The 21,033-nt window shown below is 69.2% G+C and carries 20 protein-coding genes; 16 read left to right on the forward strand and 4 right to left on the reverse strand.

Annotation, left to right across the window (positions count from 1 at the left end; all coding sequences use genetic code 11):
* Positions 1-39 precede the first annotated feature (39 nt).
* From EV652_RS01205 to EV652_RS01230, 6 genes are read left to right on the forward strand one after another with little or no spacing between them, the layout of a single operon-like run.
* Positions 40-1,260, forward strand: coding sequence for a Wzz/FepE/Etk N-terminal domain-containing protein (locus tag EV652_RS01205; protein ID WP_158441062.1), 1,221 nt, complete (start codon positions 40-42; stop codon positions 1,258-1,260).
* Positions 1,257-2,888, forward strand: coding sequence for a YveK family protein (locus EV652_RS01210; RefSeq protein WP_132207069.1), 1,632 nt, complete (start codon positions 1,257-1,259; stop codon positions 2,886-2,888). Before EV652_RS01205 ends, EV652_RS01210 begins: the two co-directional genes overlap by 4 nt.
* A 1-nt stretch (position 2,889) precedes the next feature.
* Complete coding sequence (locus tag EV652_RS01215; RefSeq protein ID WP_132207070.1) at positions 2,890-4,128, forward strand: O-antigen ligase family protein; 1,239 nt, start codon at positions 2,890-2,892, stop codon at positions 4,126-4,128.
* Positions 4,125-5,327, forward strand: a complete 1,203-nt coding sequence (locus EV652_RS01220) for a glycosyltransferase (protein ID WP_132207071.1) — start codon at positions 4,125-4,127, stop codon at positions 5,325-5,327. The genes EV652_RS01215 and EV652_RS01220 overlap by 4 nt, the downstream gene beginning before the upstream one ends.
* Before the next feature lie 32 nt (positions 5,328-5,359).
* Positions 5,360-6,997, forward strand: a complete 1,638-nt coding sequence (locus tag EV652_RS01225; protein ID WP_132207072.1) for a right-handed parallel beta-helix repeat-containing protein — start codon at positions 5,360-5,362, stop codon at positions 6,995-6,997.
* Positions 6,998-7,002: 5 nt separating this feature from the next.
* Positions 7,003-7,377 carry a hypothetical protein gene (locus EV652_RS01230; RefSeq protein ID WP_132207073.1) on the forward strand — a complete coding sequence of 125 codons (375 nt, stop codon included), beginning with the start codon at positions 7,003-7,005 and terminating at the stop codon, positions 7,375-7,377.
* Between the two features lie 91 nt (positions 7,378-7,468).
* Here the strand turns inward: EV652_RS01230 and EV652_RS01235 are convergent, their stop codons facing one another.
* The 4 genes from EV652_RS01235 to EV652_RS01250 all read right to left on the reverse strand — a co-directional run bounded on the left by EV652_RS01235 (position 7,469) and on the right by EV652_RS01250 (position 11,051).
* The gene (locus EV652_RS01235) at positions 7,469-8,026 is read right to left on the reverse strand and encodes an RNA polymerase sigma factor (protein WP_158441063.1); all 558 of its coding nucleotides are present in this window, start codon (positions 8,024-8,026) and stop codon (positions 7,469-7,471) included.
* Between the two features lie 147 nt (positions 8,027-8,173).
* Positions 8,174-9,550: a sugar transferase gene (locus EV652_RS01240; protein ID WP_242001485.1), complete on the reverse strand. Its 1,377-nt coding sequence runs from the start codon at positions 9,548-9,550 to the stop codon at positions 8,174-8,176.
* A 413-nt stretch (positions 9,551-9,963) separates the two neighbouring features.
* Complete coding sequence (gene pspAA / locus EV652_RS01245) at positions 9,964-10,224, reverse strand: PspA-associated protein PspAA (RefSeq protein WP_242001486.1); 261 nt, start codon at positions 10,222-10,224, stop codon at positions 9,964-9,966.
* Between the two features lie 11 nt (positions 10,225-10,235).
* Positions 10,236-11,051, reverse strand: a complete 816-nt coding sequence (locus tag EV652_RS01250; RefSeq protein WP_132207076.1) for a PspA/IM30 family protein — start codon at positions 11,049-11,051, stop codon at positions 10,236-10,238.
* 165 nt (positions 11,052-11,216) lie between these two features.
* On the opposite strand from EV652_RS01250, the gene EV652_RS01255 reads away from it, so the two are divergent.
* From EV652_RS01255 to EV652_RS01300, 10 genes are all read left to right on the forward strand, one after another.
* Positions 11,217-11,804 carry a DUF3043 domain-containing protein gene (locus tag EV652_RS01255; RefSeq protein ID WP_132207077.1) on the forward strand — a complete coding sequence of 196 codons (588 nt, stop codon included), beginning with the start codon at positions 11,217-11,219 and terminating at the stop codon, positions 11,802-11,804.
* 55 nt (positions 11,805-11,859) lie between these two features.
* Complete coding sequence (locus EV652_RS01260; RefSeq protein WP_132207078.1) at positions 11,860-12,870, forward strand: aldo/keto reductase family protein; 1,011 nt, start codon at positions 11,860-11,862, stop codon at positions 12,868-12,870.
* Positions 12,867-13,076 carry a hypothetical protein gene (locus tag EV652_RS01265; protein WP_132207079.1) on the forward strand — a complete coding sequence of 70 codons (210 nt, stop codon included), beginning with the start codon at positions 12,867-12,869 and terminating at the stop codon, positions 13,074-13,076. The genes EV652_RS01260 and EV652_RS01265 overlap by 4 nt, the downstream gene beginning before the upstream one ends.
* Positions 13,077-13,353: 277 nt before the next feature.
* Positions 13,354-14,055: an SCO2322 family protein gene (locus EV652_RS01270; protein ID WP_132207080.1), complete on the forward strand. Its 702-nt coding sequence runs from the start codon at positions 13,354-13,356 to the stop codon at positions 14,053-14,055.
* Entirely contained in the window at positions 14,056-15,156 is a 1,101-nt protein-coding gene (locus EV652_RS01275; RefSeq protein WP_132207081.1) for a CbiQ family ECF transporter T component, read from the forward strand.
* Positions 15,153-16,763, forward strand: a complete 1,611-nt coding sequence (locus tag EV652_RS01280) for an ABC transporter ATP-binding protein (protein WP_132207082.1) — start codon at positions 15,153-15,155, stop codon at positions 16,761-16,763. The genes EV652_RS01275 and EV652_RS01280 overlap by 4 nt, the downstream gene beginning before the upstream one ends.
* The gene (locus tag EV652_RS01285; RefSeq protein ID WP_132207083.1) at positions 16,760-17,599 is read left to right on the forward strand and encodes an ECF transporter S component family protein; all 840 of its coding nucleotides are present in this window, start codon (positions 16,760-16,762) and stop codon (positions 17,597-17,599) included. The genes EV652_RS01280 and EV652_RS01285 overlap by 4 nt, the downstream gene beginning before the upstream one ends.
* Positions 17,592-18,122, forward strand: a complete 531-nt coding sequence (locus tag EV652_RS01290) for a bifunctional adenosylcobinamide kinase/adenosylcobinamide-phosphate guanylyltransferase (protein WP_242001487.1) — start codon at positions 17,592-17,594, stop codon at positions 18,120-18,122. Before EV652_RS01285 ends, EV652_RS01290 begins: the two co-directional genes overlap by 8 nt.
* Positions 18,123-18,421: 299 nt before the next feature.
* Positions 18,422-19,240: an adenosylcobinamide-GDP ribazoletransferase gene (locus EV652_RS01295; protein ID WP_242001488.1), complete on the forward strand. Its 819-nt coding sequence runs from the start codon at positions 18,422-18,424 to the stop codon at positions 19,238-19,240.
* A gap of 467 nt (positions 19,241-19,707) precedes the next feature.
* Complete coding sequence (locus tag EV652_RS01300; protein WP_132207086.1) at positions 19,708-20,907, forward strand: ROK family transcriptional regulator; 1,200 nt, start codon at positions 19,708-19,710, stop codon at positions 20,905-20,907.
* Positions 20,908-21,033: the final 126 nt, after the last annotated feature.

Here is a 21,033-nt window from a genome sequence, read left to right on the forward strand (position 1 = left end):
TTACTCCGAACCAATCGTGACGCTCGTCTGGAGGGGCATGTGAGCGCACAGCAGCTCGACGTCAAGAAGTCCTGGCGAGCCATTCGGCGATACCGCCTCATCGTGGCCGCCGTGGCAGCCGTCGGCTTGCTCGGCGGTGTGGGCTACGGCCTGCTGGTACCGCCGATGCACACGGCCACATCGCTCGTCGTCCTGCCGCCGCCACCCGCGGCCGACCAGGAGAAGGCGGAAGGCACGCAGAGCATCGAGACCCAGGTCTTCATCGCCGAGAGCGAGCCGGTGCTCAAGAGCGCCGGACAGAACCTGTCCCCGGCGCTGTCCACCAAGGTGGTGCGTGACCGGGTCAAGGTGACGGCGGTGACCACGGACGTCATCAAGATCGATGCCAAGGGCACGACAGCGGCGCAGTCGATGCGGCTGGCGAACGCAGTCGCCGAGGTCTACCTGGTCTTCATCACCACCGACCAGGTACTGCCCGGCGACCTGGGGAAAAAAACGGGGGCACGCGTGCTGGAGCAGGCGACAAGCGCACGGGACGGCAACCTGGCCGTCCATCTGGGGATCTGGGGTCTGCTCGGTGCGCTGCTCGGCGCCATCGCGGGGGCGATCGGTGTACTGGCCAAGGCCCGCGGCGACCGGCGGCTCCGGCTCCGGGACGAGATCGCGGACGCGGTCGGTCTGCCGGTGCTCGCTTCGGTCTCGTCGTACCGGGCGACCGACGTGTCCGACTGGACCTATCTGCTGGACCACTACTCACCGACCGCGGTCGAGGCCTGGAGCCTGCGCAAGACGCTGCACCACCTCGGCCTGGACGTGAAGGGCGGGAGCACGCCGCTCTCGCTGACGGTCATCTCGTTCGCCGGCGACGACAAGGCGCTGCCGCTCGGTCCGCAACTGGCCGCACTCGCGACCTCGATCGGCATCTCCACCTCGATCGTGGTCGACACGCACCAGGAGCCTGCCGGGAAGGTTGCCCTGGACATCCATCTGGTCGTGGTCGACCGGGACGCGCCGCACCTGGCCGGCACCACCCGGACCACCAACACGATCGTCGCGCTGTCGGCCGGCATGGTGACGGCCGAGGAACTGGCCCGGCTGGCCGTCGCGGCCGCGGCCGACGACCGCACCATCGACGGCCTGGTCGTCACCGATCCGGACCCGTCCGACCGCACCATCGGGCGTGTCTCGCAGTCCACCCGCCGATCCGGTTCGCGGCTGCCAACCCTCCTCACCGGCACCACCGCGCGGAGGATCAAATGAGCAATCAGCCACATACCGAGCCCGTCACCACTGATCCCGGCTGGACCGACGACGACGGCCTGTTCGTCAACGAACCGTCGAGCGCCTTCCCGCCGGACAGCCTGGTCACGTTCCGGTTCCTCCGCGACGCCGTCCTCCGGCACTGGCGCATCTGGGTGGTGCTCGCTGTCGTCGGACTGCTCGGCGGGCTGGGGTCGACCTACGTCGTGCCGCAGCCGCATGTGTCCTCGACCCGGCTGCTACTGACCCACAAAGAGGGTGAGGACCCGGCCAAGGCGATGGCCACGGACCTGAGTCTGGCCACCACGCACACGGTCGCGCAGCGGGTGATCGATCTGCTCGGGCTGCAAGAGACTCCCGACGACCTGATGAAGCGGTACACCGCCACTCCCCTGACCGACCGCGTGGTCGAGATCAAGGTGCAGGCCGAGACATCGGACCAGGCCAGCAAGCAGGCAACGGTCGTGGCCCAGGTCTACCTGGTCTTCCGCAAGGAGCAGATCGCGCTGCAGGACGTCCCGCTGCGTCGCGATCTCACCGCCGCCGAGACCGCACTGTCCGTCGCCGAGGCGGCGGTCCGCGCGGCCGGAGACGATCCGGTCGAGCTGAAGCGGCCGAACAGCCCGGAGGCGCTGCGGCTCGGCGTCGCCCGGGACCGGGTGCAGTACGTCCGTCAGCAGATGCTGGACCAGGAGGTCCAGGCCTCCCGGATGAACAGCAGCCGGATCCTCGACCTGGCCGCACCGGTCCCCGTTTCGGCCAAGCGGGCGCTGGCGATCAACGCCGCCACCGGCCTGATCGCCGGCCTGTTCGTCGGCCTCGTCTTCGTGATCGTGCGGGCGCTGATCTCCGATCGGCTGTGGAAGCGGCAGGACATCGCCCGTGCGCTGGGCGCGCGGGTCCGGCTGAGCACGGACCGACCGCCCCGCTGGCGGTTGCTGCCGTACCCCCGCTACCTGCGCGAGTCCCAGCGCCGGCAGCCGGAGATCCAGCTGATGGTGCAGCACCTCGGCCAGCGCATCTTCTGGAGCGAGCGGCCCACGCCGTCGATCGCGGTGGTCAGCGTCGACGACGTCCGGACGTCTGCCCTGGTGGTGGCGTCGTTGGCGGTCTCGATGGCCGAGGAAGGCAAGCACGTCCTGGTCGCCGACCTGACCGGAACCGGCATGCTCGCGGCGATGCTCGGCGTAAAGTCGCCGGGCACCCATGAGTCGCGGTTCAGCGAGCAGCACCGACGCATCGATGTCCACTTCCCCGACCCGCACGGCGCTCCTGCGGAGGGCAGCTACCTGCACCTGAGCGAGACCAACCGGCCGTCGAGCTCCGGCGACCTGGCCCTCGACGCCGCCTGGGACGTTGCCGACTTGGTGCTCACCCTGGCCACCCTGACTCCGGAACTGGGAGCCGACCACCTGGGCACCTGGGGCTCTCACGCCGCCGTCGTGGTGACCGCCGGCCGCTCGACCACCAACAAGATCAACGCCACCGGTGAGATGCTGCGGCTGGCCGGGCTCGAGATCGACACCGCGGTGGTGCTTCGTCCGGACCGCACCGACGAGAGCGTCGGCGTCGCCGAGGCCACGGCCGGTCCGGCCCGCACCGTGGACGTCGAGATGTTCGGCCGCTGAGATGAGCACTGGGCTGAGCGAGCGACTGACGACCCGGATCGGCATCCGCCCGTCCCGGCGCGTCGTCGCGCCCGACGTCCGCCGGCGCCGCCGGGTCCAGATGGTCTGGGGCCTGCTGGTGCTGAACGTGATGACGTTCTTCCCCGGTTCCCCGCACCTGCTCCCGATCCCGGGCATCGTCGGCAAGCTCATCGCGCAGGCGTCGCTGGTGGGTGCCCTGATGCTGGTCCTGACCGTCAACCGACCGGTGCGGGTCCGGCCCAGTGTCTTCATCTTCCTGCTCGTCCTGCTGGCGTCCGAGGCCCTGCTGGCCAGCGTCCGGGCAGAGTTCCTGTTCGGCGCGCTGTTCCGCGCCAGCCGCCTGCTCACGTTCGCGATGGTCCTGTGGCTACTGACACCGTGGTGGATCCGACGTGATCTGCTCCTGGTGCGGACACACCTGATCGTGCTGTGGTTCATCCTCGGCTCCGTCGTCGTCGGACTGCTGGTCGCACCCGGCGTCGCACTGACCGAGGACCGGCTGAACGGGATCCTCTGGCCCATCCCGCCGACCCAGGTCGGGCACTACGCAGCGGTGGCGGCCGGACTGACGATCGTGCTGTGGCTGTCCGGGCTGCTCCGGCGCAGCGTCGCGCTGGCCAGCGTGCTGGTGGCCATCCCGGTGCTGTTGCTGACCCACACCCGGACCGCCCTGATCGCGATGCTGGCCGGCGTACTGATCGCTGGGCTGAGCCTGTTCACCGCGCGCACCAGGGCCCGCAGGTTCCTCGCGATCGGTGTGGGCGTCTTCACCATCGGAGCGCTCACCCTCGGCTCGGTGGTGGCCACCTGGCTGGCCCGTGGGCAGGACTCCGAGGAAGTGACCGCGCTGACCGGCAGGCGGGCGGTCTGGGAGTCGATCCTGGCCACACCGCGCTCCACCTTCGAGCAGCTGTTCGGCTTCGGGCTGTCCAACAAGTCGTTCAACGGCCTGCCGATCGACAGCAACTGGCTCGGCACGTACTACGACGTAGGCCTGGTCGGCGTGGCGATCACCGTCATGCTCGTGCTGTTCGTCCTGACCGCCGCGTGGTTCCGGCCGCAGGGTCCACAGCGCGCCCTCGCTCTCTTCCTGGTCGCGTACTGCGTGGTCGCGTCCTTCACCGAGAGCGGGCTGAGCGAGGCGTCGCCGTACCTGCTCGAGCTCACGCTGGCAGCTTCGCTGGTTTACCAGGTGAACACCCGTGAGGGAGCACGATGAAGATCCTGCTGGTGCACAACAGGTACCGATCGACCGCGCCGAGCGGTGAGAACCGGGTGGTCGACCAGGAGAGCGCTGCGCTGTCCGCACTCGGGCACGAGGTCCGGCACTTCGAGCGGTTCAGCGACGAGATCGAGGAATGGCCCGCCTGGAAGAAGGCGACGCTGCCGGCCCGGGTGGTCTGGAACCCGACGAGCAAGCGCGACCTCGCTGCCGAGCTGGCCGAGTACCAGCCGGACGTCGTCCACATCCACAACACGTTCCCGCTGCTGAGCCCTTCAGTGCTCTACGCCTGCCGGGACGCCGGTGTGCCGGTCGTGATCACGCTGCACAACTACAAGCTGCTGTGCGCCAGCGGTGACTTCTTCCGCGAAGGTGCGGTCTGCCACGACTGCGCCGGTGGCAATCCCACCCCCGGGGTGCGCCACGGCTGCTACCGCGGATCCAAGCTAGCGACGGCGACGACCGTGCTGAACACGCGCGGCCACCGACGGACCTGGCGCAATCTGGTCTCGGCGTACGTCTTCATCTCCGAGTCCCAGCGCGGTTTGATGGCCGGGATGGACCTCGACCCGCATCGCACCTTCGTCAAGCACAACCTCGTCCCGTACGACGGCCCACTGGGCGGAACGCGAGACCGGCAGGTGAGCTACGTGGGTCGCCTGGACGCGGCCAAGGGCGCACCCTTGCTGATGAAGGGCTGGGACGCGTACCGGGCGATCGCCGGGGACGACTCGCTGCGGCTCGTCATCGCCGGCGGCGGACCGCTGCTGGACGAGGTGACCGCCTGGGCGGCCGAGCGGCCGTCGGTCGAGCTCCGCGGCCTGATGAGCAAGCAGGAGGTCTTCGAGCTGATCGGCCGGTCCCGGGCCGTCGTGCTGCCGTCGGAGTGGGAGGAGACGTTCGGGCTGGTGGTGGTCGAGGCGATGGCAGTCGGCGTACCGCTGCTCGCGTCCGGTCACGGTTCGTTCCCGGACCTGATCGAGGACGGTGTCGACAGCATGCTCTTCGAGCCCGGCCGGCCGGACGCCCTGGCCAAGCTGCTGCTCGACGTGGACACGTCACCGGACCGGTACGAGGAACTCGGCCGCCGCGCCCGGAAGACCTACGAGGAGAAGCACCAACCGCACCACAACCTCGAGCAACTGCTCGACATCTACCGGTTCGCCGTCCGCCACCCGGTCTCTGCCCACCGCTGAGTCCGAGAACTGTGCCCCCTGAAGGAAGTGCCATGGAACATCGCGACCCGCCCCCTGCGGCCTCCGGCGGGAGATCCGCGTGGTACCGCGACCGACGGATCATCGGCGCCGTCGCGCTGATCGTGGTCGCCGCGCTGGTGGCGATCGGCTTCGCCGTCTTCGACGGCGATTCGTCCGGCGAGCAGGCTCAGGCCGGACCTGCCACGACACCGGCCGCGCAGGCACCGACTCCGGCGCCGGTGGCACCGACGACGCCGCCGGCGAAGATCTGCGGCAACACCACGGCACTGACCGGACCGGCCCAGGCACCGGCCGGAGCGATCGTGGTGAGCACGACGCAGAACGTCAACCAGCTCACCGAGGCGAACCCGGCCGGTACGACGTTCTGGCTGGCCGCCGGCACGCACGTCCTCGGCACCGGGCCGTACGCCCAGGTGATCCCCAAGGAGGGCAACGTCTACATCGGCGCGCCCGGTGCGGTGCTGGACGGCCGCAAGCAGAACCGGTACGCGTTCACCGGGTACGCCGCCGGCGTCACGGTGAAGAACCTGACCATCCAGAACTTCGGCGCGGCCAAGACCAACAACGACGAGGGTGTGGTCAACCACGACGCCGCCTCCCGCTGGACGGTCGAGGCGAATACGATCCGCCACAACGCCGGCGCCGGGGTGATGGTCGGTGACCACAATGTTGTCCGCGGCAACTGTCTGCAGGAGAACGGCCAGTACGGCTTCAACGCCTACAACCCGGACAAGGTGAACGGCATCACCATCGAGGGCAACGAGATCGCCGGGAACAACACCGACGACTGGGAGGCCCTCAAGGTCGGCTGCGGCTGCACCGGCGGCGGGAAGTTCTGGGAGGTCACCGGCGCGGTGATCCGGAAGAACTGGATCCACGACAACCGCAGCGCCGGGCTGTGGGCGGACACCAACAACACCGGCTTCGTGATCGAGGGCAACTACATCTCCAGCAACCTGGCCGAGGGCATCGTCTACGAGACCAGCTACAACGCCGGGATCCGGGGCAACACGTTCGCCCGCAACGGCCTCGGCAAGGGACCGCAGAACCAGGGCTTCCCTACGTCCGCGTTGTACATCTCCGAATCCGGCAGCGACAAGCGGGTGCCGGGCGTGTTCAACGAGACCTTCGAGATCAGCGGGAACGTCTTCATCGACAACTGGGGCGGCGTGATTCTCTGGGAGAACGCGGACCGGTTCTCCGGCTCGGCGGCCAACACCAGCACCGGTGCCGGCACCCTGGTCAACCCATCCGTGGTCACCGCCGAGACCTGCAACGCGAGCACCATCAAGAACCAGCCGTACCTGAGTGACTGCCGGTGGAAGACCCAGAACGTGCACGTGCACGACAACGTCTTCTCCATCGATCCCAACAAGATCGGCAAGACCTGCGCGTCCCGGGCCGGCTGCGGCTACAACGGCCTGTTCTCCAACTGGGGCACGTTCCCGACCTGGTCGCCGTACCAGAAGGCCACCGTGCAGGACGCGATCACGCACAAGCAGGGCAACAAGTTCTACGACAACACCTACGCCGGGCCGTGGAACTTCATCGTGCACGAGCAGGGCAACCGGGTCCCCTGGGCGTCCTGGCAGGGCGCGCCGTACGGGCAGGACCCGGACAGCGTGATCAAGGTGGCCGGGGAGCGCTGACGACGATGATCGGGCCACCGGAGCGTGCCGCGGGCGAGCAGATCGCACAGCTCCGCTCGGTCGGCTATGCCGCGTTCGGGCGGCACGAACGGGATCTCGACGTCCTCGACCTGGTCTTCGACAGCTTGGTCGATGCCCCGGAGCACTGGCGCGACGAGGTGCGGACGCTGCGCTTCGCCGGCCACGGCATCACCCTGGACGTGGACGTCCGCGGCCGGGACGACCTGACCATCGAGCTGCGGGTCTACCCCATCGGTCCGGTGGTGGTCGAGTCGCGGGGTTCGGACGACGGCCCGACGACGGCCCGGCTGGTCAGCTTCCTGCTCCGCTGGCCGGGCACGACGCAGCGGCCGGTCCGGACCGCATGGGTCATGCTCTGACCACACTGCGCCGGGCACGACGCAGCGGCCGGTCTGGACAGCGTGGTCTGAGGATGACCCACGCGGTCCGGACCGGCCGCCCGCTACTGCTTCAGGAGGCAAGCAGCAGTCTGAGTTTGTCCAGGCAGCGGCCCCGGATCGGGCCGATGCTGCCGATCGGGATGCCGATGGTCGCGGAGATCTCGGCGTACGGCGTCGGCGGGTCGGCCATCAGCATGCCCATCAGTTGCTGCCACCGATCCGGCAGGCTTTCCAGCGCCCGCCGTACGTCGACCGCGCGCTCGTCGGCGAGCATGTCGGCGTCCAGCTCCGGCTGGTCGCCCGGCACCGCTTCGAAGGCGGACGACTCGTAGGTCAGCAGCACCCGCTTGCGGAACGCCAATACCCGCAGGCATTCCCGGCGGGTCGTGACGACCAGCCAGGCGCCGACCCGCTCGGGGTCGACCCGGTGGATGTGCTCGAGCAACCGCAGCCAGACCATCTGGGAGACGTCGGCGGCATCGCTGTCGCCGAGCCGGAAGCTGCGGGTCACCGCCCAGACCAGCCGGGCGTAGTGATCGACCAGCCTGCTCCAGGCCCCCTGATCGCCGGACGCGGCCTGGATCACCAGGTTCGCGGCCTCGGACCTGGCCGGTGCTTCGTCGGTCATAGATTCGTCAGTGCCAGACGGAGCACTGAGTTGCTGCAACATTGGATTCCCCCCTCGGGAATGCACCGTTGTCGTCGTACTCAAGTGGTGCTTGGTGTGCTGCTTAGGTGCTGCGCGCCGCCGGCCGGCAGAGGCCGGAGGCGGATTTCAGTAGGCGCCGTCGCTGCCGAGGACGGCGCGCGCGGTCTTCCACAAAATGAGCAGGTCCAGCGCGATCGACCAGTTGTCGGCGTACCGCAGGTCGAGCCGCATGGACTCCTCCCAGGTGAGATCGCTGCGCCCACTGACCTGCCACAGGCCGGTCAGTCCGGGCTTCACGAGCATCCGCCGCTCGTCCTCGATGGCGTAGCGCGCCACCTCGGTCGGTAGCGGCGGCCGGGGCCCCACCAGTGACATGTCCCCCCGGAGCACGTTCACCAGTTGAGGCAGCTCGTCGATCGAGAACCTGCGCAGATACTTGCCGACCTTGGTCACCCGCGGGTCGTCACGGAGTTTGAACAGCACCCCGTTGCCCTCGTTCAGCGCCTGCAGCTCCGACTTGCGGGCCTCGGCGTCGACGACCATGGTGCGGAACTTCAGCATCTGGAACCGCTCACCGCCGCGGCCGACCCGGGTCTGCTTGAACAGCACCGGACCTCGGCTGGTGAACTTCACCAGCACTGCGGTGACGAGCAGGATCGGCGCGACCCCCATGATCAGCAGGCAACCGACCACCCGGTCGAACAGGCTCTTCAGCAGGTGCGGTCCGCCGCTCACCGACGGCCGCTCCAGGTGCAGCAGCGACAGGCCGGCGACCGGGCGGATCGAGATCCGCGGACCGGCGACCTCGACGATGCCGGGCGAGACGATCAGATCGACACCGCGCTGCTCGAGCGCCCAGGACAGCTTGCGCAGCGAGTGCCCGGCCAGTTCCGGATCGGCGGCCACCGCGACCACGTCGACCTCGAACTGGTCGACCGCGGCCAGGATGTCCATCTCGGTCCGGCCCAGTTGCTCGGGCGCCGGCTCCTCGAAGGCATCACCGCGTGGCAGGCAGCTCGCCACCACGACGTACCCGTCGGCCGGCCGCTCCTCCAGGTGCCGCCGCAGCGTGGTCACCTGGTCGTTGCGTCCGACAACGAGTACCTGACGCATGCAGCGGCCGACGAAGCGCCGCCGGGAGATGCTGCGGTGCAGCACCCAGCGGGCGACCATCGCGGCCAGACAGGTCATCGGCACAGCCAAAACGACGAAACCACGGGCGACTTCGAGCTTGATCGCGTACGACGTGATCGCGACCAGTGCGGTCAGAGCCACCGCGGCCCGGATGATCGACCGGAACTCTTCTGGTCCGGTGCCGAAGTACCGGGTCTCATAGCCACGCTCCAGCGCCACACACGCCAGCCAGACGACCGGCAGTGCCGCACCGAGCAAGAAGTAGCCGAGGTTGATCTGGGCACCGAACCGGGCGGCCAAAGCCACCGACCCACCGATCAGCGCCGCGGCGAGGTCACCGGCGAGCGCTGCCCACCGGTACTTCGCCACCCACCGCGCCTCGGTGAACCGTGCCGAACGAGGCACGATCGCGGGCACTTCGTCCGGTACCACCCAGACCGGCCGACGTCGTTCCCTCGACGGCGCCGGCCGTAGATCAGCCGAATCGGCCAACCCCTCAGACATGACAAATTCAGTCACGCACAGTCACCCCCCACAGGTGAACGCGAAACCCGTGACCAACCCACACCCCGTCACGGACCTCGATGAACGCCGCCCCCACAACGGCGTGAACCAGACAGTACTACGTCAGCGCCGCGTAAGACAGTACTGATCGGCAGTGTTTACCGCGGCGCAACCAGATCGGCAGACGAAGACCCCCGGGACCCATTTGCGGGTCCTGGGGGTCTCGTTTCGACTACTGTTGGTGATCGGCCGCCGGGTCGGGGCGCCGATCGGGGTGATCAGCCGGCGATCAGGCCGTCGCCGCTGATCAGCTCGCGCATCTCGGCCAGCGAGCTGTCGCTCGGCGGCAGGATCGCGTCGGAGTCGTGCAGCTCGGTGTCCGGCAGTTTGTCACCCGAGCGGACGAACTCCAGCAGCGCGGCGAAGGCGACCTTGAAGGCCTCCTCGTCACCGGCTGAGACAGCCTGCTCCAGCTCACCGTCGACCTTGTTGAGGTCGTCCAGCTTCTCGTCGGCCAGTCGCCACTGACCTTCACTCATGATGCGAACGATCATCGAGCGTCTCCGTCCTGAGGTCTCACCGGCTCCGCGGCCGGCTGCTGCGTGGGCTGCTGCGCCTGGGCGGTTCCTTGCGGGGTCTCGCCGGACAGCTCCTTGGGGGCGCTGCCACCGGAGATCTGGGCCTTCATCGCGGCCAGTTCACTCTCGACGTCGGAGCCGGACGACATCCGCTCCAGCTCCAAGGTGATGCTGTCCTTGTTGGTGCCGGAGGCGTCGTCGAGCGCGCCGGAGGCCAGCAGCTCGTCGATCGCACCGGCCCGGGCCTGCATCTGCTGGGTCTTGTCCTCGGCCCGCTGGACCGCCAGGCCGACGTCGCTCATCTCCTCGGAGATGCCGGAGAACGCCTCGTTGATCCGGGTCTGCGCCTCGGCCGCGGTGTAGGTGGCCTTGATGGTCTCCTTGCGGGTCCGGAACGACTCGACCTTGGCCTGCAGCCGCTGGGAGGCGAGCGTCAGCTTCTCCTCCTCACCCTGCAACTGGGCGTGCTGGGTCTGCAGGTCCTCGATCTGGCCCTGCAGGGCCGACTTGCGGGTCAAGGCCTCGCGGGCCAGGTCCTCGCGGCCCATCGAGAGCGCCTTCTGGGCCTGGTCCTGCAGCTTCTGCGACTGGGACTGCAGCTGGGAGGCCTGCAGCTCCACCCGCTTCCTGCTGGTAGCCACGTCGGCCACGCCCCGCCGCACCTTCTGCAGCAGTTCCAGCTGCTTCTGATACGAGTAGTCAAGGGTTTCGCGAGGATCTTCGGCCTTGTCCAGGGCGGTGTTCGCCTTGGCCTTGAAGATCGTCGACATCCGCTTGAAGATGCTCATCGATATCCGTACCCCTTCTGTGCCGGCGAGTCGACCCGGCGTGCGTCAACCACCCTATGTCCACACGGGTCACCACACCATCAGGACCGGCCCCGATAAAGTAGGGGTCAGGTCCGGGGACCACCCCGAGTCGCGACCTGCCCTGCCGAATGAGGTTCAGACCCCGTGTTCCGTCGTACCAAGTCTGAGACAGATACCACCGTACCCGCCGAGCCCCAAGGCAAGCCGGGCGGCAAGGGACGGCCCACGCCGTCCCGCCGGGAGGCCGAGGCCGCCCGCAAGGCCGCGCTGAAGAAGCCGCGCAACCGCAAGGAGGCCTCGGCCTACCGGCGGGAGAAGGTCCGGGCCGAGCGCGGCAAGATGCAGGAGGCGATGCGCACCGGCGACGACCGGTACCTGCCGGTCGCCGACAAGGGCCCGGTCCGGCGGTTCGCCCGCGACTACGTGGACGCCCGCTACTCGGTGATGGAGTTCGCGCTGCCGATCCTGCTGGTGGTCTCGCTGCTCGGCGTGGTCTTCTCGCCCGCGTTCCCGTGGCTGGCCGGCACGGTCAACCTGCTCTTCCTGGCGATGATCCTGCTGATCGCGGCCGACTGGTTCCTGCTGACCGCGGGGCTGAAGAAGGCGGTCGGGGTGAAGTTCCCGAAGGAGTCGGCCAAGGGCATCGGCTTCTACGCCGTCCGCCGGACCATGCAGATGCGCCGCTGGCGGCTGCCCAAGCCGATGGTGAAGCGCGGCGAGAAGCCCTCCTGACCCGTACGGCGGACTCCCGGCAGCCGCCGTCGGTCGCTGCCAGTAGGGTCGGGGTATGGACTTCCGCTATCTCGGCAACAGTGGTTTGAAGGTCAGCGAGATCTCGTACGGGAACTGGCTGACGCACGGTTCCCAGGTGGAGAACGATCAGGCCAAGGCGTGTGTGCGGGCGGCGCTGGACGCCGGCATCACCACGTTCGACACGGCCGACGTCTACGCCAACACCAAGGCCGAGGTGGTCCTCGGCGAGGCGCTGGAGGGTGAGCGGCGCGAGTCGCTGGAGATCTTCACCAAGGTCTACTGGCCGACCGGCCCCGGCGGACCGAACGACGTCGGCCTGTCCCGCAAGCACATCCACGAGTCGATCAACGGGTCGCTGAAGCGGCTGAAGACCGACTACGTCGACCTCTACCAGGCGCACCGGTACGACACCGAGACGCCGCTGGAAGAGACGATGGAGGCCTTCGCCGACGTCGTCCGGGCCGGCAAGGCGCTCTATATCGGCGTGTCCGAGTGGACCGCGGAGCAGCTGCAGGAGGGTCACCGGCTGGCCCGCGAGCTGCGCATCCCGTTCGTCTCCAACCAGCCGCAGTACAGCATGCTCTGGCGGGTGATCGAGGCCGAGGTGGTGCCGGCGTCGGAGGAGCTCGGCATCGGCCAGGTGGTGTTCTCGCCGATCGCGCAGGGTGTGCTGACGGGTAAGTACCTCCCCGGCCAGCAGCCGCCGGAGGGCTCCCGGGCCACCGACGCCAACGGCGCGAACATGATCAGGCGGTTCCTCAACGACGACGTGCTCACCCGGGTGCAGGAGCTCAAGCCGATCGCGGACGAGGCCGGCCTCTCGCTGTCCCAGCTCGCCATCGCCTGGGTGCTGCAGAACCCGAACGTCTCCTCCGCGATCATCGGCGCCTCCCGGCCCGAGCAGGTGGTGGAGAACGTCAAGGCCTCCGGCGTACGGCTCGAGGACGGCCTGCTGAAGCGGATCGACGAGACCCTCGGCAGCATCGTCGAGCGCGACCCGGCCAAGACCGTGCAGAACGCGCCGCAGACCCGGCCGGGCTCATGAGCTGGAGCTGGCGGTTCGAGACCGCATCCGGCGCCGTGGTCGACCCGGGCGAGGTCGGTGGGGCCGAGTTCTCCGCCCAGGGTGACGCGGAGAGCTGGCTGGGCGAGAGCTGGCGCGACCTGGCCGAGCACGGTGTCGGTCAGGTCTTCCTGCTGGAGGACGGCCGCGAGGTCTACGGCCCGATGAGCCTCGCCGCCCCGGAGTAGTCGTTCGGTGGACCCCGTACGACGCTGTGCTCAACAGCACGGCGTCGTACGGGGTTCCTGCTTGTTAAGCTGCCGCTGAACCACTCCTGTGTCGCAGGGAAGCCGGTCCAAGTCCGGCGCTGACCCGCAACCGTAGGCCACTTCTGGTGGCGAGCCGGAACACTGCTGACGCAGGCAGACAGGCTCAACTACCCGCCGTGGTCCGCGGGTGGAGCCCCACCCTGCCCGTGCAGGCGGGACTTCCTCCACCGGGCCGCGGCCCGATCGAGGACACGAGATGACTGCACACCGGACCGTACGACTGGTCCTCAGCCTGCTGGCGGGTCTCCTGCTGGCGGGGACCGTCGCCACCACCGCCCAAGCCGAGGACGGCTACCGCTTCTGGGGCTACTACCAGTGGAGTGGAGGCCAGTGGGCCTTCGCTCAGAAGGGCGCAGACGGCGTCGTACCGGCCGACGGGGCCGTGGAGGGGTGGCGGTACGCCCTCGGTGGCGCCAAGCCCCGGGTGCCGCGCGCAGCGGGCGACTTCGAGGACATCTGCGGCAAGACCCCGGCGGAGACCGGTAAGAAGCGGGTGGCCCTGGTCGTCGACCCGGGTACGCCGGCCGACGCGCTCAGCGGCGAGACACCGGGGCCTGCCACCGGCACCTGCGTGGTGACGGACGTTCAGGCGACGGGTGCGAAGATCCTGGCGGCCGCTGGGCCAGTCCGGATCGAGAAGGGTCTGACCTGCGGTATCGCGGGCTACCCGGCCAAGGGCTGCGGAGACCAGGTCAAGAACATCAGTGTCCCGGCGACGGACGAGCCCGTGACCCTGCAGATCAACGCGGCGGTCGGGTCCACGGTCGTGCCGGCTACTGCGGAATCCGATGACGACGGGCCACCTGTGACCGCCATCATCGCCGTCGCGGTCGCGGTCGTCGTACTGGCCGGTGGTGGCTTGGTGCTGAGCCGCCGGCGCTCGAGTCAGCAGAGCTGAGTGCGTACTGTCCATCACCTCACGCTCCCCCGGGCACTCCACCCGGGGGCATGGTGGTTGTGGGCACTCGGCATGGCTGTGGCCGCCAGCAGGACCCGCAATCCGGTGCTGCTGGTGCTGATCCTCGCGGTCACCGGCTTTGTTGTGTCGGCCCGGCGGAGCGACGCTCCCTGGGCCCACAGCTACGCCGCGTTCCTCAAGCTCGGTCTGGTGGTCATCGGCATCCGTGTCGTGTTGCAGGCGCTGCTGTCCACCCGTTCGCAGGGGAACATCGTGCTGTTCATACTGCCCGAGATTCCCTTGCCTGACTGGGCAAACGGCGTGAAGCTCGGCGGCGAGGTCACTCTCGAGGCGTTGCTGACCGCGCTGTACGACGGCCTCCAGCTGGCCGTCATGCTGTGCTGCATCGGCGCGGCCAACGCACTCGCCAGTCCACGGCGTCTGCTCAAGTCGTTGCCTGGGGCCCTTTACGAGATGGGCGTGGCCTGCGTGGTCGCCCTGACGTTCGCACCGCAACTGGTGACCGACGCCCGTCGTATCCGCGCCGCCCGCCGACTGCGCGGCCGTACCCGCGGCTCCTTCCGCACGACGGCCATGCCCGTGCTGGAAGGTGCGTTGGACAGATCGGTGGAACTGGCCGCTGCGATGGATTCACGCGGCTACGGCCGTACTGCGCAGGTCCCACGACGCCAGCGCCGGATCACCGGGGTGTGCGTGCTGCTGGGACTGCTGGGCATCCTGCTCGGCGTCTACGCGTTGCTGACCGACTCCATGGCATTCCCACTCGCTACAACCGCTCTGGCGATCGGGCTGCTGCTCGCTGTGGGCGCGATGGCTATCGGGCGGCAGCGAGTGACGCGGACCCGGTACCGGCCGGACCCGTGGGCGCTACCCGAGTGGCTGGTCGTCGGCTCCGGTGCGCTCGCTGCGGGGTCGATGATCACGGCCGCCGCGCTCGGTATCGAGGGGCTGGTATTGGCGGGTCCCCTGGTGATACCGCCCGTTCCGCTGCTGCCGGTCGCCGGCATCCTGCTTGGACTGGCTCCTGCGGTGGTCGCACCGCCACTGCAGGCTCGGCGACGTGAGCTGGTGGCCGCATGATCGAGTTCGACCGGGTGACGGTCACGTACGACGGTGCGACGGAGCCCGCGTTGCGGGACGTGAGCTTCACAGTGCCAGAGGGTGAGCTGGCGCTCGTGATCGGGCGGACAGGTTCCGGCAAGTCCACACTGCTGCGGGCAATCAACGGCCTGGTGCCGCACTTCAGCGGAGGCACGTTGGCCGGGCGGGTGCTCGTCAACGGCCGCGACACCCGGGAGTTCCGGCCGCGTGATCTGGCCGATGTGGTCGGCATGGTCGGCCAGGACCCGATGGCCGGGTTCGTCACCGACACCGTGGAAGACGAGCTCGCTTACAGCATGGAGTCCCTCGGGGTTGCCCCTGACGTGATGCGTCGACGTGTCGAGGAGACCCTGGATCTGCTCGGGCTGGCCGACGTACGGGATCGGGCGTTGACGTCACTGTCCGGTGGGCAGCGGCAGCGGACGGCCATCGGGGCCGCGCTCACGTCGCACCCTGCTGTGCTCGTACTGGACGAGCCGACGTCGGCGCTGGACCCGCAGGCCGCTGAGGAGGTGCTGGCCGCGTTGCAGCGGCTGGTGCACGATCTGAACGTCACTGTGGTGCTGGCCGAGCATCGGCTCGAGCGGGTGATCCAGTACGCCGACAGCGTGATCGAAGTACCGGGTGGCTCGGCTGCTGTCTCTACTGGGCTTCCGGCCGAGCGGATGGTCACTGCACCGGTCGCGCCGCCGGTGGTTGAGCTGGGACGACTTGCGGGCTGGTCCCCGCTCCCCTTGTCTGTGCGGGACGCTCGCCGGGCTGCTGTCTCGCTGCGCAGCCGGTTGGGCGAGGTGGCGCCGCTCCGGTCCGTCGCTGCAACAGGTGCCGAGCTGGCGCACTGCAGGGACCTCGTAGTCGGCTACGGCAACGTCACTGCGCTGCGTGGAGTGTCACTGAGCATCAACGCCGGTGAGGTCGTCGCACTGATGGGCCGCAACGGTGCCGGCAAGTCAACGCTGCTGAACGCCCTGGTTGGGATCATCACGCCACGGTCAGGTACGGCGACCGCAGCCGGAACGGACCCACTTCGCACGCGACCGTCCAAGCTGGTCAAGGCCGTCGGACTGGTGCCGCAAGAGCCCGCGGACCTGTTGTACGCGGCCACCGTGGCTGACGAGTGCGCGGCGGCCGACGCCGACTTCCGGATGCCGGCGGGTAGTTGCCGAGCGCTACTAACCCGGCTGGCGCCGGACGTCGACGACAAGATGCATCCACGCGACCTGTCCGAGGGACAACGCCTGTGTCTGGCGCTGGCCGTCGTACTGTGTGGTGCTCCGCCACTGTTGCTGCTGGACGAGCCGACGCGTGGGCTGGACTACGGCGCCAAGCGGCGGTTGGTGGAGATCCTGCGAGAGCTGGCTGCTGCGGGCCATGCCGTAGTGCTGTCGACGCATGACGTGGAGATGGTGGCTGAGGTGGCCACGCGCGTGCTGGTGCTGGCTGAGGGCGAGCTGGTGAGTGACGGCGAGACGGCCACCGTCATCGCCGGGTCTCCGGCATTTGCTCCGCAGGTGGCGAAGATCCTTGCGCCGTTGCCGTTCCTGACCGTCGGTGAGGTTGCCACCGCTCTGGAACGTGCGTCGTGAGAGGGCGAGCTCCGCGCATCCGCCCGCTCAACCTGGTCCGGTTGAAGCCGCGCAGTACGGCGATGCTCGTGGTGGCGTCTCTGGTCGGACTGCTGGCTTTCGGGTGGCCGTTGCTGTGGCAGACCGATCAGGTGGGTGAGTCGGCGATCGGACACACAACCGACGCGCCGTGGCTGTTCGTGTTGCTGCTGCCGTTGCTGGTGGCCGTCGTACTGGCTGAGCTGTCCGAGTCGGGGATCGACGCCAAGGTGATCTCACTGCTGGGCATGCTCGCGGCTGTCGGGACTGCGCTGCGTGCGCTCGGTCCTGGTACTGCTGGACTGGAGCCTGGGTTCTTCCTGCTCGTGCTGGCGGGTAGGGCGTTCGGAGCCGGGTTCGGGTTCGTGCTGGGGGCTGTGTCGCTGCTGGGTGGGGCGATGATCAGTGGTGGGGTCGGGCCGTGGATGCCGTTCCAGATGTTCGCCTGCGCGTGGGTGGGATGCCTGGCGGGTCTGCTGCCGCGGGTGGGCGGCCGGATGGAGGTGCTCATGCTGGCGGCGTACTCACTCGTCTCGGGAGTGCTGTACGGCGTGGTGATGAACCTGTGGTTCTGGCCGTACGCGACGTTCGGCAGCGACTTCTCGTTCATCCCGGGTGACGCGCTGGCGGAGAACCTGCATCGGTACTTGCTGTTCGTGGTGGCGACGTCACTGGGGTGGGACATTCCACGTGGAGTGCTGAGCGCCGTACTGGTGCTGGTGCTCGGACGGCCGGTGCTGAATGCTTTCCGTCGGACGGCGCGCAAGGCGGCCTTCGACGTACCGGTGGTGTTCGACTCGAGGAGGGCCGATGGCTGAACAGCGGACGTTGATCCTGGGCGGTGCCCGGTCCGGCAAGTCGATCGCCGCCGAGCGACTGCTGGCCGCCGAGCCCGAGGTCCTGTACGTCGCAACCGGTGGTGACGGCTCGTCCGATCCGGAGTGGGCCGAGCGGATCGCCAAGCATCGCGCGCGGCGGCCGGCGACGTGGGGGCTGGCGGAGACGATCGACCTGGTGCCGCTGCTCGACTCCGATGGGCCGCCGCTGCTGATCGACTGCCTGACGCTCTGGCTGTCGCGCACGATGGACGCTCTCGACATCTGGTCCGACCTGAGCCGCGCCGGGCTGGTGGAGCACGAGATCGCCCAGCTGGCCGAGGCCTGGTCACGAACCTCTCGCATGGTGGTTGCCGTGAGCAATGACGTGGGCTCGGGAGTGGTACCGGCCGACGCAGGCACCCGCCTCTTCCGCGACCAGATGGGCCGCCTCAACACCACAATCTCCCTCCGCTCCACCACCGCCCTCTGGACCATCGCCGGCCGAACCCTCCCCCTCACATGAACAGCTACAAGCCTTCGGACCCAGGCGGACGGGATGACGGCGACGCCAGGGGGCCGGGCAGCGGTGACGCCGGTGGGCCGGGTGAGCCACGCGAGTCGGGCGGGCCGGGTGGCGGTGACGCAACTGTTCCGAGTGAGCTGGGTGGCGGTGAGACGGGCGGGCCGGGTGAGCCACGTGACCCGGGCCAGCCAGCTGGCGGTGACGCAAGTGGCCCGGGTGGGCTCGGTCGCGGCGACGCAGGTGGGATGGGTGGCGGGCCGGGTGTAGGCGGGGTTCGGCTGCCGCGGCGTGGGGGGTGGGTGGATGGGTTGTGGCTGGCGGTTGGGACGCTGAGCGTGCTGCCGACGCCGATGCCTTCGCGGGTTGACCGGGTGGTCGGCGGGCGGGCGATGACGCTCGCGCCACTCGTCGGGGTGTTTCTCGGTGGGATCTCGGCCGGGGTCGTGGCGCTGGTTCACCTCATGCGGCCGAATGCGCCTCTGCTTGCGGCTGTGCTCGGCGTGCTCGTTCTCGTCGTACTCTCCGGGGCGCTGCACCTGGACGGGCTGGCCGACTTCTCGGACGCGCTCGGCAGCCGACGGGATCGCGAGACCATGCTTCGAATCATGAAGCAGAGCGACATCGGCCCCTTCGGCGTCGTCGCGATCACCATCGTCCTGCTCCTCGACGTCGCGGCGCTCACGGCGTGCATCCAGTCGGGCTTCGGCTGGCAAGCAATCCTCATAGCCACCACCGCCAGCCGACTGACCCTCCCTTGGACCTGTCGCACTACGGTCCCGTCGGCCCGCCCCGACGGCCTGGGCGCCACCGTCGCCGCCACAGTTCTCCCCATCACGGCCACCCTCACCACTATCGGCGTACTGGCCGCGGCCCTCGTCCTCACCTGGCTCACCACACCAACCACCCCACCAGGGGAAGACCCCTTCGACCAGGTCGCCTCCATCGACGGCCCACTCCTAGCCGGCACCACAGCCGCCGTACTCCTGGCTGTCGCAGTCAGCCTCCTAGCCACCCGCCGAGCCCGCACAGCCCTCGGCGGCACCACCGGCGACGTCCTAGGCGCCACCATCGAACTCGCCCTACCCACCACCCTCCTAACCCTCGCCCTAACCACCTGACCTCCCCAGCCCACGCACCCCAGCAGGCCCGCTGCAACCCGCGAGGCCGACCGCACCACCGCCAACCACCGCCGCCCTCGTCCCCACCGGCGCGGCACAGCTCGCCGCCGTCCACCTCGCCGTCGGCATTTCAGTGGATAACCCTCGAAGTTGGCCCTTCTCCTGCCGTATTTCGAGGGGAGAAGGGCGCAGTTGAGCCGGATATCCCCTCATTTGGTGGTTGGCCCGGCACCTCGGGGGTTCTGCACCCTGAGTCCGGGTGGCGAACCCACCAGCTCGGGGGTCGGCCAGCCAAATGGGGACTGTGGATGGGGTTGTGGCGGGTCTGCGGAGGGGGCGGTGGGTGGTGCATTACTGTCACCGGGGACGTTCGTGTGGGGCAGTCAACGGCGAGGTCAGATGGCGATGTTCTGGGTTGATCAGCGGTGTTTGGCAGCGGAGGCCTCGCGATCCGTTATGTTTATGTAATGAACGCAACCCGCCCGGCGCCTGGGTCGCAGGCTTCGCTGCGCGAAGCCAACCGCGAGCGCGTTCTGGGAGTCGTGCGGCAGCACGGCCCGCTCACCCAGGTCGAGATCGCCGCCGCCTCCGGCCTGTCCGCCGCGACCGTGTCGAACATGGTCCGCGAGCTCGACCAGGCCGGCATGGTCGGCCTGTCCCGCAGCATCCGCAACGGCCGCCGCGCCGTACTCGTGTCGCTCGCGTCCGGCGGCGGACTGCTCGCCGGGGTCGCGTTCGGCGAGCGCGACGTCCGGGTCGCCATCGCCGACGAGTCCCGCGTGATCCTGGCCCAGCAGCTGATGCCGCTGCAGGCCGACCACGTCGCCGACGACGGGATGGAACGCGCCGCGCGGCTGCTCGCGGACCTGGCCGAGACGGTCAGTTCCGGTGTCGAGGATATCGCCGCGATCGGCTTCGGCCTGCCCGCGCCGGTCGACTCGGTCAGCGGCGAGGCCGGCTCGGACGCGGTGCTGCCGGGCTGGCGCGGCGTCAACGTCGCCGATGCGATGGCCGGCCATCTGCGGTCGCCGGTCGCACTCGACAACACCGCCAACTTGGCCGCGCTCGGCGAACTCCGCAACGGAGCGCTGCGCGGCGTCCGGCACGGCTGCTACCTGAAGTTCTCGTACGGCGTGGGCGCCGGAATCGTCCTGGACGGTGAGGTTTTCCGCGGCTCGGCCGGTACGGCGGGCGAGATCGGGCACGTCACCATCGACGAGAACGGGCCGATCTGCCGGTGCGGGAACCGGGGCTGCCTGGACACGTTCGTCGGATCCCGGGCGCTGATCCAGAGCCTGGCCGCGTCACACGGCCCACTCAGGCTGAAGGACATCATCCACCGCGCCCTGCAGGACGACCTCGGTTGCCGCCGGGTGATCGAGGACGCCGGCCGCCGGGTCGGGGTCGCGGTGGCCGGGATGGTGAACCTGCTCAACCCCGAGGTGATCGTCGTCGGCGGCCTGATGGCCGAAGCCGGTGACCTGATCATGGACCCGCTCCGCGAGGCCCTCGACCGCTGCGCCATCCCCAGCGCCGCCGCCACCGTCGAACTCCGCCGCGCCGAACTCGGCGACGAAGCCGACATCCTCGGCGCCATCCACCTCGCCTCCGTCCTCAGCCACTCCCAGGCCACCAAGTCCCTCACCACCTCCACCACCCCGGCCTAACCCCCACCGCCTCCGCCCGCCCCGCCCGCCGCCTCCGCCCGCCCCGCCCGCCGCCTCCGCCCGCCCCGCCCGCCGCCTCCGCCCGCCCCGCCCGCCGCCTCCGCCCGCCCCGCCCGCCGCCTCCGC

The organism is Kribbella steppae, assembly GCF_004342025.1.
Lineage (GTDB): Bacteria > Actinomycetota > Actinomycetes > Propionibacteriales > Kribbellaceae > Kribbella > Kribbella steppae.